Genomic DNA, 13957 nt, shown 5'->3' on the forward strand with positions numbered 1-13957 from the left:
ACCCCCAGGTGAGCGCGGGTGGTTACCGGCTTATCGGGGACCGGCGGGATGCCTAGCGTCGAAGAGGTGATCGAACTACGTGAACTGAGCAAACGCTACGGCGGGCGGGTTGCCGTCGACGGGCTGAGTGTCCGGGTGCGGCCGGGCGCGGTGACCGGCTTTCTCGGGCCGAACGGGTCCGGGAAGTCGACGACGATGCGGATGATCCTGGGGCTCGACGCCCCGGATCGGGGTGAAGCCTTGGTGGGCGGGGTTCCGTACACCCAATTGGCCTGGCCCTTGAAGACCGTGGGGGCGCTGCTGGACGCGGGCGCCTTCCACCCCGGGCGCAGCGCGCGGGCGCACCTGGCCGCGCTCGCCGCCAGCAACGACATTCCGGGCGCGCGGGTGGAGGAGGTTCTGGGGATCGTCGGGCTGACCGGTGTGGCCGGGCGGCGGGCCGGGACGTACTCGCTCGGCATGCGGCAGCGGCTCGGCGTCGCGGTGGCGCTGCTCGGCGACCCGGGTGTGCTGCTGCTCGACGAGCCGGTCAACGGGCTCGACCCGGAGGGCATCCGCTGGATCCGGGAGCTGCTGCGCGGGCTCGCGGCCGAGGGGCGGACGGTCTTCGTGTCCAGCCACCTGATCGCCGAGATGGCCCTGACCGCGGAACGGCTGGTGGTCATCGGGCGGGGACGGCTGCTGGCCGAGACGACGGTGGCCGAGCTCGCCGCCGGCGGCGACAGCCTGGAGGACGCGTTCTTCCGGCTCACCTCGCAGGTCACCGACTATCGCGGAGCGGAGAAGCCATGAGTGGGTACGGAATGCGGCAGGCGGCCCGGATGGAGCGGATCAAGCTGGGCAGCGTCCGGTCCACGTGGTGGCTGGCGATCGCGGCGGTGGTCGCGATGGCCGCGGCCGGTACCGGAGTGGGGCTGGGCTACCGGTCGCACACCCCGGTCGCCACCGCCGCCCAGATCCTCAACAACAGCCTGGGCGGGGCGATCCTGGCCCAGCTGCTGCTCGGCGCGCTCGGCGTGCTGGTGATGACCGGCGAGTACGGGACCGGGATGATCCGCTCGACGTTCGCGGCCGTGCCACGGCGCCGGATCGTGCTGGCCGCGAAGGTCGTCGTGGCCGGGGGCGCGGCCCTCGGGGTGGGACTGATCGCCAGCTTCGCCGGCTATCTGGGCGGGCAACTGGCGATTCGGGGTACGGCGATCCCGGCCGCGTCCCTCGGCGACCCGTCGGTCCTGCGGCCGGTCGTGCTGACCGGCGTCTACCTGGGCGTCACGGCGCTGATCGGGCTCGGCGCCGGCGCGATCGTGCGGCATTCGGGGGCGGCCATCGGGACCCTGTTCGGGCTGCTGTTCGTCCCGATGATCGTGATCGGGTTGTTCGGCGAGGACGGCATCGCGGTCGGCCGCTTCGTGCCGCTGCTGATGCTGCTCAACTCGATCGCCGTCACCTCGCCCGTACCCGGGCTGTTCTCCGGCTGGGTCAGCGTGCTGCTGATGTGCGGGTACGCGGCGGTGGCGATCGTCGCCGGCGGTGTGCTGCTGCGCCACCGGGACGCGTGAACGGCCACAATGGGGCGATGAGCCCGCGCCGAGTGATGTTCTGCGTCGCCGGCGTGATCAGCGCGGCCGTGATCCTGGCCGTGCCGGCGATCCTGCCGGGCACGGCCGTGCTGATCCTGTGGGCGACCGGCACCCTGGCCGAACAGCCGGCGCCGGTGGTCGCGCCGGTGTTCCTGATCCTGTTCCCACTCACCGTCGCGCTTCTGGTTCTCACGGCAACCCCTTTCGGCCGTACGACGGGAAACCTGCACCGCCTCCTCGCCCGCCGGCTGCTCGGTGAGCACGTGGACGCCCCGCCGCCCCGCCGGACGAGGCGGATCTCCGACGGGCCGGGCTGGCGCGCCCTCGGCTACGGCGTGCTGAAAGTGCCCCTGGCCGTCCCCGAGGGCTACGGCGCCTTCTGCTACGTGTTCGGCATCGTCAACCTCAGCTATCCGGTGTGGTGGCCGCTGTTCCGCAACCACCCGCCGGGTACCACCCTCGGCCCGGTGTACGCGCTGACCCCGTTCGGCACGATCGGCACGCGGACGTTCGCCGGGACGTTCCTGATCGCGGCGGCCGGCCTGGCCATGCTGCTGGCCGCGCCGTGGCTGATGCGGGCCGGGGTGGCCCTCGACCTGGCCGCCATGCGCCGGCTGCTCGGCCCGGGCCGGCTCGCCGAGCTGCGGGTCAGCCGGGCCCGCGCGATCGACGACGCGGCCGCCATGATGCGCCGGATCGAACGGGACCTGCACGACGGCGCCCAGATCCGGCTGGCCACCCTGGCCATGAACCTGGGCATGGCGAGCGAGAAGCTGGGCGCCGACGGGCCGCCGCCCGACCTGGCCCAGGCCCGCGAACTGGTCGCCCTCGCCCACGGCGAGGCCAAGCAGGCCCTGGCCGACCTGCGCGACCTGGTGCGCGGCATCCACCCACCGGTCCTCGACAACGGCCTCGGCGACGCGCTGGCCACGCTGGTGACGAGCAGCCCCCTTCCGGTCGCGCTTCCGGTGACGGTGACGGTCGAGCTGCCGGTCCGGCCCGCGCCCGCGATCGAGACCATCGCCTACTTCTGCGCGGCCGAGCTGCTGGCGAACGCGGCCAAACACAGCCGAGCGGCACACGTCGCGCTGGGCGTGGCCGGGACCCGCCACCGCCTGACGCTGACCGTCGAGGACGACGGGGCCGGCGGGGCCGACCCGGACGGTCCCGGGCTGTCCGGCCTGACCCGCCGCATCGCGGTCGTCGACGGCCGGATGCGGGTGGACAGCCCGGCCGGCGGCCCGACCCGGATCGAGATCGAACTGCCCACGCAGGTGTGAGAAGGAGGCGACGGCATGCGGGTGGTGATCGCGGAGGACGCCGCGATGATGCGGGAGGGCCTGGTCCGGCTGCTCACCGACCGCGGCTTCGAGGTGTGCGCGGCGGTGGCCGACGCCGAGAAGCTGCGGTCGGCGGTCGCCGCCTCGGTGCCGGACGTGGCCATCGTCGACATCCGCATGCCGCCGACGCACACGGACGAGGGCCTGCGCGCGGCCATCGATATCCGCCGCGACCATCCCGGCGTCGGGGTGCTGCTCTTCTCCCAGTACGTGGAGACCCGCTACGCGACCCGCCTGCTGGCCGACCGCCCGACCGGCGTGGGCTACCTGCTCAAGGACCGGGTGGCCGACGTGGCCGACTTCGTGGACGCCCTGACCCGGGTGGCCTCCGGCGGGACCGCCCTCGACCCGGAGGTGGTCGGCCACCTGATGCGCTCCGGCCGCGACACGACCGGCATGGCCACCCTGACCCCACGCGAACGTTCGGTGCTCAGCCTGATGGCCGAGGGCCGCTCCAACGCCGGCATCGCGGCGGCCCTGGCCATCACCCCCGGCGTCGTCGAGAAACATGTGGCCGGCATTTTCATGAAGCTCGACCTGCCACCCTCCGACACCGACAACCGCCGCGTCCTGGCCGTCCTCCGTCACATAGCCGGCTGAGCCCACCATTCGAGGTGGGCGCCCACCTGGTCCAACGGCTCGATGATCTCCCAGCCCTCGACGATGAGGCCGCCGGCCAGCCGCCAGATCTCGACGACGGCGATCGCGGCACCGGTGCCCGGCAGGCGGCGGAGCGAGTGGACGACGACATGGTCACCGTCGGCCAGCACCTGGTCGACGGTGACTTCCATGCCCTTCAGCGGCTCCCGGGCGGCCCGGACGGCGGCCAGCCACTCCTGCTTGCTCAAGGTGACCGGTCCGGGACGGTGGTGGACGAAGTCGTCGCCGAGGGCCCGGGCCACGACGTCGACGTCGCCGGTCTCGACGAAAGCGGCCAGTGTGTCCAGCACGATGGTCTTGTTCATGCGGGGCAGTGTCGCGGCGGCCGCGGTGGTTGTCGATGAAACGGCATGTCATGGCGTACGGGATCAGGATGCGTACGCTGCATGGACGTGGACACGGTGGGGGAGCTCCTACGGCGGTGGCGGCAGCGCCGGGCGCTCAGCCAGCTCGACCTGGCGATCGCGGCCGGCGTGTCGGCGCGGCACGTCAGCCTGGTCGAGACGGGGAAGTCGCGGCCCAGCGCCGACATGATTCTGCGGCTCGCCGAGCAGCTCCACGTGCCGCTGCGTGACCGCAATCGGCTGCTGCTCGCGGGCGGCTTCGCGCCCCGGTACCAGCGGCGCCCACTCGGCGACGCGGCGCTCTCGGCGGCCCGCGACGCCGTGCGGCGGGTGCTGCGCGCGCACGAGCCCTACCCGGCCCTGGTCTTCGACCGCGGCTGGAACATCGTCGAGACCAACCGGGCGGTCGACCCGTTCCTGGCGTCGGTGGCGCCCGAGCTGCGGCGCCCGCCGGTCAACCTGGTGCGGCTGGCCCTCGACCCCCGGGGCTTCGCCCCCATGATCGTCAACCTGGGTGACGTACGGGCGGTCTTCCGCACCCGCGTCGGACGGCAGCTCGCGGCCGCGGCCGACGAGGAGCTGACCGCGCTCTACGAGGAGTTGCTGGCGGGCGACATCACAGGCCCGCGGGTCGACGCCGACGTCGTGATCCCCATGGTTCTGCGCGTCGACGGCCGGGAACTGCGCCTGTTCTCGACCATCACCACGTTCGGCACCCCGCTCGACATCACCCTGGACGAGGTGGCCATCGAGTCCTACTACCCGGCCGACGATCGGAGCGCCGCCTACTTCCGGGCCGGTGGATCATGGTGAGGTGCCGTTCCGACCGCCGCCCGGCGATGCCCCGCCCGATCCGCGTCTCGACCCGTTTCGGGAGCGGGCCGGCGTGCTGTTCGACGAGGGGGAGCAGGTCGGCCTTCTGTTCCTGCGGGTGGAGAGCTTCTGGTGGCAGGTCGGCGGTCACCTCTGGTGGCGCCGATGGTCGGGACCGGGCGAGACGGTGTACGGCTACCTCGAGTTTTCGCACGGTGGGTTCGACGACTTCGTGGAAGACCTGGACGCCGTGGCCGATGAGCTCGACGACTGGCGCGACGGCCGCTTCGAGTACGGGGGTGAGACCTACACGGTGCGCTGGCTCGACGAGGAGGAGTCCCGGCACGTGCGGGTGACGACGTTCAAGTTGGGCGAGTGGTAGCCACGGGGTCGTATGGTGTGTGGTGCGGGAGGAAAGTCCTCCGGCTTTGATCGCTTCTGGTGAGGCGCGTCGCGCGGGGCTTGCCCTGTGCGGGGGGTTCTCGACTGACAGGTTGCGGTCGAGCCGAGGAATCCCTTCCGTGCTCGTTCAGGGCTCCGGGACCGCGGCACGATCGCCCGAGTGGCGAAGGAACCGCTGGTGGACCTGAACTTCTGGGCTTCTCTTCTCACTGTCGCGGCCGTCACGCTGCCCGTGCTGGGCCGGGGCACGGCCATCGTCTGTGCGTGGCTGGTGGCCAGGTACTCCCGGAAGGCCGAGCGGCGGGACGCGGCCCGGCGGGCGCTGCGCCGGCTGCTGCCGGACTGGGCAAAGGGCTGGTCGACGGGCCGGGCGGCGGGCTGGTCGACGGGCCGGGCGGCGGGCTGGTCGACGGGGCCGGGCGGCGGGCGGGGCGGGGGCCGGTCGCAGAACGGGTCGGCTGATCGGGCCGTGGTGGGTGGGCGGTGCGGCTCGCTAGCTTGCGGGGGTGGGGGCGGGGTCGAACATAGCCTGGACGGCGGCTCTGCTGGCGTGGGTGCTGGCCGTGCCGCTCTGGTATCTGAGCAAGTTCTTCGTGGTGGTGGCGCATGAGGGTGGGCACGCGCTGCTGGCCGTGCTGCTGTTCCGGTCGATCAAGTCGATCCGGTTCGAGCGGAGTGGCGGGGGCGCCACCGAGCCCAAGGCGGAGCTGCCGTGGCTGGCCGACATCTTCGTGACCATGGCCGGCTATCTCGGGCCGTCGCTGTTCGGGCTGGCCGGGGCCTGGATGCTGCTGCACGGGCACACCGACGGGGTGCTCTGGGCCAGCCTGGTCTTTCTCGTGGTCATGCTGATCGCGGTGCGCGGGCTGCTCGGGTGGCTGCTCGTGCCGGGCCTGATCGTGCTGGTCTGGATGATGGCGACCAAGGCCGACGGGGCGACGCAGACGCTCTACGCGCACGTGTGGGTGTGGCTGCTGCTGATCGGGGCGGTGCAGCGGATGCTGGTCTTCGTGACCCGGCGGAATTACCTGATCGACGGCAACGACGCCGGGGTTCTGCGGCGGCTGACCCTGGTGCCCAGCGAGATCTGGGCGGTGCTCTTCCTGGCGGGCACGATCGGGGCTTTGGTGTACGGCGGTGCGCTGCTCCTGCGGAATGCCTGAAGCTTTCGTTGCAGGACAGCCCGGCAGCCGCGGCAGAGAGGCCGGGACGTACGGACCCGGGCCCGTCGAAGCGGGCGCGGGTCCGTGGATCCGTACCTCTAAGAAATGCAGGCGCAGACGATCAGAGCCGCACCGAAATGCGAGGCGGCGCTGACCAGGGCGCCGCCGTGGCGCTCGGGGGTGCAGATGACCTCGCCCAGCTTGCCGGGGGTCATCCAGTCGAGGACCAGGAAGGCCAGGCCCATGATGCCGATGCCGATGATGCCGAACAGGACCGTGGAGGCCAGGCCCTGGCCGAAGTCGGAGTAGCTGGTGAAGATGGCGGTGGTGACGATGGCGGCGATGCCCAGCTGGTTGGCCGCCAGCAGCAGCGACGCGTTCGGGTTGCGCTCCACGAAGATGAGGTCGCGCAGCTTGCCCGGGGTGAGCACGTCGATCAGCAAGTAGCCGAGGGCCATCAGGCCGATGCCGACGATACCGAAAACGATGCTGCGTCCAGCACCTTCCAACAGATCCTCGAGCACGGCCTCTCCTTCACATGTGGTCAGGAGAGACCGTACAAGAAGGCGTCTACATAACTACAGCGCGCCCAGGTAACGCTGCCGCTCGTAAGGGGTGACCTCGCGGCGGTACTGCTCCCACTCGGCCCGCTTGTTGCGCAGGAAGAAGTCGTACACGTGCTCGCCCAGGACCTCGGCGATCAGCTCGGACTTCTCCATCACGTCGATGGCTTCGGACAGGTTTTCCGGCAGCGCCTCGTAGCCGGCGGCCTTGCGCTCGGCCGGCGAGAGCGACCAGACGTCGTCCTCGGCGCCCGGCGGCAGCTCGTAGCCCTCCTCGATGCCCTTGAGGCCGGCGCCGAGCATGACGGCGAAGGCCAGGTAGGGGTTCGTGGCCGAGTCGATCGAGCGGACCTCGACGCGGGCCGAGCTGGGCTTGCCGAACGCGGGCACCCGGACCAGGGCCGAGCGGTTGAGGTGACCCCAGCTGACGAAGGCGGGGGACTCGGTGATCGCGTTGGGCAGCTGGAGCGGGAAGAGCCGCTTGTACGAGTTCACCCACTGGTTGGTGACGGCCGTGTACTCCCGGGCGTGCACCAGCAGGCCGGCGATGAACGAGCGGGCCGTCTTGGACAGCTTCATCGGGTCGTCGGCGTCGTAGAAGGCGTTGCGCTCGCCCTCCATCAGCGACAGGTGGGTGTGCATGCCGCTGCCGGGCTGGTCGGTGTACGGCTTCGGCATGAAGGTCGCGCGCACGCCCTGCGAGAGCGCCACCTCCTTGACCACGTGCCGGAACGTCATGATGTTGTCGGCCGTGGTCAGCGCGTCCGCGTACCGCAGGTCGATCTCCTGCTGGCCGGGCGCGACCTCGTGGTGGCTGAACTCGACCGAGATGCCGATCCGCTCCAGCGCGAGCACGGCCTGGCGGCGGAAGTCGCGGGCGATCGCGTGGGTGGTGTGGTCGAAGTAGCCGCCCGAGTCGACCGGGATCGGCACCGAGCCGTCGAGCGGGCCGTCCTGCACCAGGAAGAACTCGACCTCGGGGTGGGTGTAGAAGGTGAAGCCCTTCTCGGCCGCCTTGGCCAGGCCCCGGCGCAGCACGTGGCGCGGGTCGGCCCAGGCGGCGCTGCCGTCGGGCAGCAGGATGTCGCAGAACATGCGCGCGGACTCGCCGCTGGCGCCGCCCTCGAACGGGAAGACCTGGAAGGTCGTCGGGTCGGGCATGGCCACCATGTCGGACTCGTAGACCCGGGCGAAGCCCTCGATGGCCGAGCCGTCGATGCCCATGCCCTCCTCGAAGGCGGACTCGAGCTCGGCCGGGGCGACGGACACGCTTTTCAGGGTGCCCAGCACGTCGGTGAACCAGAGCCGGACAAAACGGATGTCGCGCTCCTCGAGAGTGCGAAGCACGAACTCCTGCTGTCGGTCCAACGTTCACTCCATCGTCCGTGGTGGCCTAGCAGGCCAGTCTTCCCTGGTCCGGTTACGCCGACATTACGCTGACCCGAGGCTGTGAGGATGTCCCGGGTGGCGATAGGCGCACCGCGTCTTGGGGAAGAATAAAGGTCATGCCCACGCTGCGGATCGCCCTGGCCCAGGTCAACTCCACGGTCGGCGACATCGCCGGAAACGCCGCTTCGGTACGGTCGTGGACGCGCGCCGCCGCCGACGAGGGTGCCCAGCTCGTCGCCTTCCCCGAGATGATGCTGACCGGGTATCCCATCGAGGACCTGGTCTTCCGGAACTCGTTCGTCGCCGCTTCCCGGGCGGCGCTCTCGCGGCTGGCCGGCGACCTGGCCGCGGACGGCCTGGGTGATATCGCGGTCGTTGTCGGATATGTCGACTCGGACGGGCCGCCGCACACCAGCGCGGACGCGGTGCCGGGGCGCGGGCGGCGGGACGCCTCGGCGCTGCTGCTGGGCGGCGAGGTCGTGGCCACGTACTACAAGCACCACCTGCCCAACTACGGCGTCTTCGACGAGGACCGGTACTTCGAGCCGGGCACGGCGCTGACCGTGGTGCGGCTGGGCGGGGTCGACGTCGCACTCACCGTGTGCGAGGACATCTGGCAGGCCGGGGGGCCGTTCACGGCGGCCCGCGAGGCCGGCGTGGGGCTGGTCGTCAACATCAACGCGTCGCCGTACGAGCTGAACAAGGACGACGTACGGCTGCCGCTGGTCAAGCGCCGGGCGGCCGAGGCCGGGGCGACCGTCGCCTACGTGAACATGGTCGGCGGGCAGGACGAGCTGGTCTTCGACGGCGACTCGCTGATCGTGACCGCCGGTGGGGAGCTGTTGGCGCGAGCCCGTCAGTTCACCGAAGAGCTGCTGGTGCACGATCTGTCCCTGCCGGCGGCCGATCCCACTCCCAACGTGTCCGGCAAAACCGATGAAACGCCCGCGCCGCACGGCGAGCAGCACATCGACGACGACATGGCGATCAATCGGGTGGGCGCTCTGAGCGATCTGCGGCCACACCCGGGCGACAAACGGGACGGCGGGATCGCCGACCGCGTCGCCGACGAGGAGGAGATCTGGTCGGCGCTGGTGCTCGGCCTGCGCGACTACGTGAACAAGAACGGCTTCCGGTCGGTGGTGCTCGGCCTCTCGGGCGGTATCGACTCGGCCGTGGTGGCCGCGATCGCCGTCGACGCGCTGGGCGCCGACCGGGTCACCGGCGTCTCCATGCCCAGCGGCTACTCCTCCGAGCACTCCAAGGACGACGCGGCCGACCTGGCCAAGCGCACCGGGCTCGAGTACCGGACCGAGCCGATCCAGCCGATGGTCGACGCGTTCCTGGCCACCATGTCGCTCTCCGGGCTGGCCGTGGAGAACCTTCAGGCCCGCGTCCGCGGCGTCATCCTGATGGCCCTGTCGAACCAGGACGGGCACCTGGTGCTCACCACGGGTAACAAGAGTGAGCTGGCTGTCGGGTACTCCACGCTCTACGGCGACTCGGTGGGCGGCTTCAACCCGCTCAAGGACGTGCCCAAGACGATGGTGTGGAAGCTGGCCCGCTGGCGCAACAGCCGGCCCGGCACGCCGCCCATCCCGGACAGCTCGATCACCAAGCCGCCCAGCGCCGAGTTGCGGCCGGACCAGAAGGACTCCGACTCGCTGCCCGACTACGACCTGCTCGACCCGATCCTGGCCGGCTACGTCGACCACGACCTGGGCCGCGACGACCTCATCGCCGCCGGCCACGACCAGGCCCTGGTGGACAAGGTGCTGCGCCTGGTCGACATCGCCGAGTACAAGCGCCGCCAGTCCGCCCCGGGCACGAAGATCTCGGGCAAGGCGTTCGGCCGCGACCGTCGCCTCCCGATCACGAACAGGTTCCGGGAAGGCCCCGGGAAAGGCCTTTAGCCAGTTCAAGGGCGGCGGTGGGGTGGTTGGACGGGTAGTCAGTTCAAGGGCGGCGGTGGGGTGGTTGGACGGGTGTGACAACCTCCACTGACCTCTGACCTCGCGGCGGCGCGAGGTGCGACGATTTCGGGGCACCCGGGGACCGCAACCGCGCGGCCTCGAGGGAAGGAGTCGGAAATGTCGGAAATTTCTGCGCTGTACGGGGGCCCGGCCACCCGCCGCGTGCGGACCCGCGACCTTCAGGCCGCGAAAGCCCGCGGCGACCGCTGGCCCATGCTGACCTCGTACGACCAGTACACGGCCGCGATCTTCGACCAGAACGGCGTACCCGTCCTGCTCGTCGGTGACTCGGCCGCCAACAATGTCTACGGCTACGAGACCACCCTGCCGGTCACCGTCGACGAGCTGCTGCCGCTGGTGCGCGCGGTCGTCCGCGCCACCAAGACCGCGCTCATCGTGGCCGACCTGCCCTTCGGCAGCTACGAGGAGGGCCCCACGCAGGCCCTGCGCACCGCCGTCCGGTTCATGAAGGAGGGCGGCGCCCACGCCGTCAAGCTCGAGGGCGGCCGCCGCGTCGCCGCCCAGATCGAGGCCCTGACCGGCGCCGGCATCCCCGTCATGGGCCACGTCGGCTTCACCCCGCAGAGCGAGCACACGCTGGGCGGCTACCGGGTCCAGGGCCGCGACGAGTCGGCCGCCCTGGTGGTGGCCGACGCCCGCGCGGTCGCCGACGCCGGCGCCTTCTCCGTCGTGCTCGAGATGGTCCCGGGCGAGGTCGCCAAGACCATCACCAAGGAGCTCGACATCCCGACCGTGGGCATCGGCGCCGGCCCCGACACCGACGCCCAGGTGCTGGTCTGGCAGGACATGGTCGGCCTGCGGACGGGCAAGGCCCCCCGCTTCGTCAAGAAGTACGCCGACATGTCGGGCATCCTGTCCGAGGCCACACGCCAGTTCGCGGCCGAGGTCCGCGGCGGCGAATTCCCTTCGGCCGAACACACCTTCTGAAAGCCCCCTGTCCTCTGGAGGCCGAGCCGTTCGTGGAACTAGTGTCCGGCTAGCACTCCAGAGGAGCGACCATGACCGAATACCTGATCACCTTCAACGACGAGTGGGTCCGGGAGCACACGCCCGAGGAGTTGAGCGACAAGGGCAAGGCAGCGCGGGCCGTGGTCGACGAGATGCGGGACCAGGGCGTTCTCATCTTCACCAACGGGGGCCTGGACCGGTCCACCGCGCTGTGCGGCGTCGTGGCGGTCGACGGCGAGCCGGTCTTCACCGACGGCCCGTACACCGAGACCAAGGAGCACCTCGGCGGCTTCTGTGTCGTGGACGTCCCCGACGACGAGACGGCCCGCTACTGGGCCGGACGGCTCGCGGTCGTGCTCGACTGGCCGCAGGAGGTGCACCGGTTCCGGGGCCCCGGCTTCCGCTGGAAGTGACCGCCGAGCAGGCGATCGTCCGCGCCCACCACGAACAGTGGGCGCGGGTGGTCGCCGGCCTGGCCCGCCGCTTCGGCGACCTCGACCTCGCCGAGGAGTCGGCCGCCGACGCCTTCGCGGCCGCGGCCGAGCGGTGGCCGCGCGACGGCGTACCCCCTAATCCCGGGGGTTGGCTCGTCACCACCGCGACCCGGCGGGCGATCGACCGGCTGCGTCGCGAGTCGCAGCGCGACGCCAAGCACGAGGCGGCCCGGATGGTGCACGACGACACCCCGCCGGAGCCGGCCGGCCCCATCGAGGACGACCGGCTCCGGCTGATCTTCACCTGCTGCCATCCCGCCCTGGCCGTCCAGGCTCGGGTGGCCCTGACCCTGCGCCTGCTCGGCGGCCTCACCGCCGCCGAGATCGCCCGCGCCTTCCTGGTGCCGGAGGCGACGATGGCGAAGCGGCTCACCCGGGCCAAGACGAAGATCAGGGCGGCCCGGATCCCGTACCGGGTGCCCTCGGCCGCCGACATCAGCGAACGGCTGGCCGGCGTCCTCGCGGTCGTCTTCCTGATCTTCAACGAGGGCTACCTGGCCGGCGCGGGCGACGACCCGGTGCGCGCCGACCTCACCGACGAGGCGATCCGGCTGGGCCGCCTGCTCCGGGGCCTGATCCCGGACCACGGCGAGGTGGCCGGCCTGCTGGCCCTGATGCTGCTGATCGACGCCCGCCGCCCGGCCCGCGTCTCCGGCGACGGCGAGCTGGTGCCCCTGGGCGAGCAGGACCGCGCCCGGTGGGACCGCGCCCTCATCGCCGAGGCCACGGCCCTGATCGGGGAACGCGTCGCGGCCGTGGCCGCCGGCGGCGACCGGCCGGGCCGCTACCAGCTGCTGGCCGCGATCAACTCGGTGCACGCCGAGCCGGGGGAGACCGACTGGGCCACGATCGTCGCCCTCTACGACACCCTGGCCCGGCTCGACCCGTCGCCGATCGTCCGGCTCAACCGCGCGGTGGCGGTGGCCGAGGTGGACGGCCCGGCCGCCGCCCTGGCCGAGATCGACCGGCTGACCGAGCCGCTGGCCGGCTACCACGCCTTCCACGCCGCCCGGGCCGACCTGCTCCGGCGCCTCGGCCGCGACGGCGACGCGCGTACGGCGTACGACCGGGCCGTCGCCCTCACCGGCAACCCGGCCGAGCGGGCCTATCTCACCCGTCGCCGCGCCCGGCTCGCCGAATGAGATCGATGTCGTCACCCCAGCTGCCGAGCTCCGCATCGAGCCCGTGGTCCCGGGCCAGAGCCTCGACCTCGGGGAACAAGCTCAGCGCGGCCAGGCCGACCCGGTCCGGCCGGAGCGCGGTGTTCCACGGCTCGGGCAGCGGAAAGTTCGCCAGCTCCCACGCCAGGTATTTGTTGTAGGGCCGCAGCCGCCCGTGCAGAGCGAACACGGTCTCCAGCATCCACGGCAGACTCTCCATCTGGTCGAGCAGCGCGGCCTCGGCGAACCCGTCCCGGCGGCTTTTCACACACCGGTAGAGCTGATTGATGTACGAGTCCAGGTTGTCCGCGCGTGCCCGGCCGCCTCCGCCTCGGTGAACGTGGCCTGCCGCTCGACCAGCTCGGCGATGCCCCCGTCGAGCCGGTCCAGCAGCACTTTCGCGCCGCGATAGGAGTACCGGTTCCAGTGCACGGAGGTGTCGGTGAGCGCGGCCACGGTCCCGACCACCTCGTCGAGCACGTGGGTGCGGATGTCGTGCCGCCACGGCTGCTCCTGCTCGGCCACGACGATCGTCACGTCGTAGTCGGAGTGGGTGGTCTCGGTGCCCCGGGCCCGCGACCCGGTCAGGATCACCCCGCGGACGTTGGGGTCGGCGGTGGCCCGGGCCAGCACCGAGCCGAGGACGTCAGCCACCGCGCGTCACGAGGAGAGACCACGGCTGGTCGCCGTCCGGCGTGACGGCGACGGTCACCGTGCCCGGCCCGATGGCCTCGTCCCGGGTGCTGTTCACCGTCGTACCGTCGCAAGGGGTCTCGAACGTGGCCGGCCCATAGCCGACGGTCACGAATCCGCCGCCGGCGCAGGTGACGACGACATCGAGAGCGCCGCTGTCCTTCTTCGCCCCGACGGTGGCCTTCCACGGTCCCGTCATGTCTTCCCGGCGGGCGATGGTGCGCCCGCCCTCCACCGGCGGAAGAGCGGCCGGCGTCGAGGGCGAGGGCGCGACGGACACGGTGGTGGCCGGCGGCGACGGCGAGGGCGCGACGACCGGGGCCGGATCGTCGGTGCAGGCTCCCAGGGACACGAGCCCCAGCATGACCATCACTCTCGTCGACCGCACGCCGAAATCCTAGTTGCGCGGTCCCG

General features: G+C 71.5%; 17 protein-coding genes. 11 read left to right on the top strand and 6 right to left on the bottom strand.

All coding sequences use genetic code 11. The features are described 5' to 3' along the window. Nucleotides 1-66 precede the first annotated feature (66 nt). Genes AB0C26_RS25795 through AB0C26_RS25810 form a run of 4 tightly spaced genes read left to right on the top strand, consistent with a single transcriptional unit; the run spans nucleotide 67 to nucleotide 3520 of the window. A complete protein-coding gene (locus AB0C26_RS25795; protein WP_360252425.1) occupies nucleotides 67-792 on the top strand; it encodes an ATP-binding cassette domain-containing protein in 726 nt (241 codons plus the stop codon). Further along, nucleotides 789-1559 (top strand): ABC transporter permease, encoded by a 771-nt coding sequence (locus tag AB0C26_RS25800; RefSeq protein ID WP_360252428.1) that lies wholly within the window; start codon nucleotides 789-791, stop codon nucleotides 1557-1559. Before AB0C26_RS25795 ends, AB0C26_RS25800 begins: the two co-directional genes overlap by 4 nt. A 17-nt stretch (nucleotides 1560-1576) precedes the next feature. Next, on the top strand, nucleotides 1577-2860 hold the full coding sequence (locus AB0C26_RS25805) for a sensor domain-containing protein (RefSeq protein WP_360252431.1): 1284 nt from the start codon (nucleotides 1577-1579) through the stop codon (nucleotides 2858-2860). A 15-nt stretch (nucleotides 2861-2875) separates the two neighbouring features. Then, complete coding sequence (locus tag AB0C26_RS25810; protein WP_360252434.1) at nucleotides 2876-3520, top strand: response regulator transcription factor; 645 nt, start codon at nucleotides 2876-2878, stop codon at nucleotides 3518-3520. Here AB0C26_RS25810 and AB0C26_RS25815 read toward each other — a convergent pair. Beyond that, nucleotides 3505-3885, bottom strand: coding sequence for a nuclear transport factor 2 family protein (locus tag AB0C26_RS25815; protein ID WP_360252437.1), 381 nt, complete (start codon nucleotides 3883-3885; stop codon nucleotides 3505-3507). The two genes, AB0C26_RS25810 and AB0C26_RS25815, sit on opposite strands and share 16 nt — an antisense overlap. An 81-nt stretch (nucleotides 3886-3966) precedes the next feature. On the opposite strand from AB0C26_RS25815, the gene AB0C26_RS25820 reads away from it, so the two are divergent. The 3 genes from AB0C26_RS25820 to AB0C26_RS25830 all read left to right on the top strand — a co-directional run bounded on the left by AB0C26_RS25820 (nucleotide 3967) and on the right by AB0C26_RS25830 (nucleotide 6302). Then, nucleotides 3967-4737 carry a helix-turn-helix transcriptional regulator gene (locus AB0C26_RS25820; RefSeq protein ID WP_360252440.1) on the top strand — a complete coding sequence of 257 codons (771 nt, stop codon included), beginning with the start codon at nucleotides 3967-3969 and terminating at the stop codon, nucleotides 4735-4737. Nucleotide 4738: 1 nt separating this feature from the next. After that, complete coding sequence (locus AB0C26_RS25825) at nucleotides 4739-5119, top strand: hypothetical protein (RefSeq protein ID WP_360252443.1); 381 nt, start codon at nucleotides 4739-4741, stop codon at nucleotides 5117-5119. 526 nt (nucleotides 5120-5645) lie between these two features. Continuing rightward, nucleotides 5646-6302 (top strand): M50 family metallopeptidase, encoded by a 657-nt coding sequence (locus AB0C26_RS25830; RefSeq protein WP_360252446.1) that lies wholly within the window; start codon nucleotides 5646-5648, stop codon nucleotides 6300-6302. Between the two features lie 98 nt (nucleotides 6303-6400). Here AB0C26_RS25830 and AB0C26_RS25835 read toward each other — a convergent pair whose 3' ends face one another. Further along, the gene (locus AB0C26_RS25835; RefSeq protein WP_360252449.1) at nucleotides 6401-6826 is read right to left on the bottom strand and encodes a DUF350 domain-containing protein; all 426 of its coding nucleotides are present in this window, start codon (nucleotides 6824-6826) and stop codon (nucleotides 6401-6403) included. A gap of 54 nt (nucleotides 6827-6880) precedes the next feature. After that, on the bottom strand, nucleotides 6881-8233 hold the full coding sequence (locus tag AB0C26_RS25840; RefSeq protein ID WP_097320058.1) for a glutamine synthetase family protein: 1353 nt from the start codon (nucleotides 8231-8233) through the stop codon (nucleotides 6881-6883). Between the two features lie 137 nt (nucleotides 8234-8370). Between AB0C26_RS25840 and AB0C26_RS25845 the strand changes: the two genes are divergently transcribed. The 4 genes from AB0C26_RS25845 to AB0C26_RS25860 all read left to right on the top strand — a co-directional run bounded on the left by AB0C26_RS25845 (nucleotide 8371) and on the right by AB0C26_RS25860 (nucleotide 12832). Beyond that, the gene (locus AB0C26_RS25845) at nucleotides 8371-10167 is read left to right on the top strand and encodes an NAD+ synthase (RefSeq protein ID WP_360252452.1); all 1797 of its coding nucleotides are present in this window, start codon (nucleotides 8371-8373) and stop codon (nucleotides 10165-10167) included. Between the two features lie 177 nt (nucleotides 10168-10344). Further along, on the top strand, nucleotides 10345-11175 hold the full coding sequence (panB, locus tag AB0C26_RS25850) for a 3-methyl-2-oxobutanoate hydroxymethyltransferase (RefSeq protein ID WP_360252455.1): 831 nt from the start codon (nucleotides 10345-10347) through the stop codon (nucleotides 11173-11175). Between the two features lie 71 nt (nucleotides 11176-11246). Then, on the top strand, nucleotides 11247-11609 hold the full coding sequence (locus AB0C26_RS25855) for a YciI family protein (protein ID WP_360252458.1): 363 nt from the start codon (nucleotides 11247-11249) through the stop codon (nucleotides 11607-11609). Continuing rightward, nucleotides 11606-12832, top strand: coding sequence for a DUF6596 domain-containing protein (locus AB0C26_RS25860; protein WP_360252461.1), 1227 nt, complete (start codon nucleotides 11606-11608; stop codon nucleotides 12830-12832). The genes AB0C26_RS25855 and AB0C26_RS25860 overlap by 4 nt, the downstream gene beginning before the upstream one ends. On the opposite strand, the gene AB0C26_RS25865 is transcribed toward AB0C26_RS25860, so the two are convergent. The 3 genes from AB0C26_RS25865 to AB0C26_RS25875 are packed head-to-tail and all read right to left on the bottom strand — an operon-like array spanning nucleotide 12801 to nucleotide 13931. Further along, entirely contained in the window at nucleotides 12801-13118 is a 318-nt protein-coding gene (locus AB0C26_RS25865; protein WP_360252463.1) for a hypothetical protein, read from the bottom strand. The two genes, AB0C26_RS25860 and AB0C26_RS25865, sit on opposite strands and share 32 nt — an antisense overlap. Next, nucleotides 13115-13504: a nucleotidyltransferase domain-containing protein gene (locus tag AB0C26_RS25870; protein WP_360252466.1), complete on the bottom strand. Its 390-nt coding sequence runs from the start codon at nucleotides 13502-13504 to the stop codon at nucleotides 13115-13117. Before AB0C26_RS25870 ends, AB0C26_RS25865 begins: the two co-directional genes overlap by 4 nt. Then, nucleotides 13497-13931 carry a hypothetical protein gene (locus tag AB0C26_RS25875; RefSeq protein WP_360252469.1) on the bottom strand — a complete coding sequence of 145 codons (435 nt, stop codon included), beginning with the start codon at nucleotides 13929-13931 and terminating at the stop codon, nucleotides 13497-13499. Before AB0C26_RS25875 ends, AB0C26_RS25870 begins: the two co-directional genes overlap by 8 nt. Between the last annotated feature and the right edge of the window lie 26 nt (nucleotides 13932-13957).

This window comes from Actinoplanes sp. NPDC048796 (assembly GCF_040650035.1).
Lineage (GTDB): Bacteria > Actinomycetota > Actinomycetes > Mycobacteriales > Micromonosporaceae > Actinoplanes.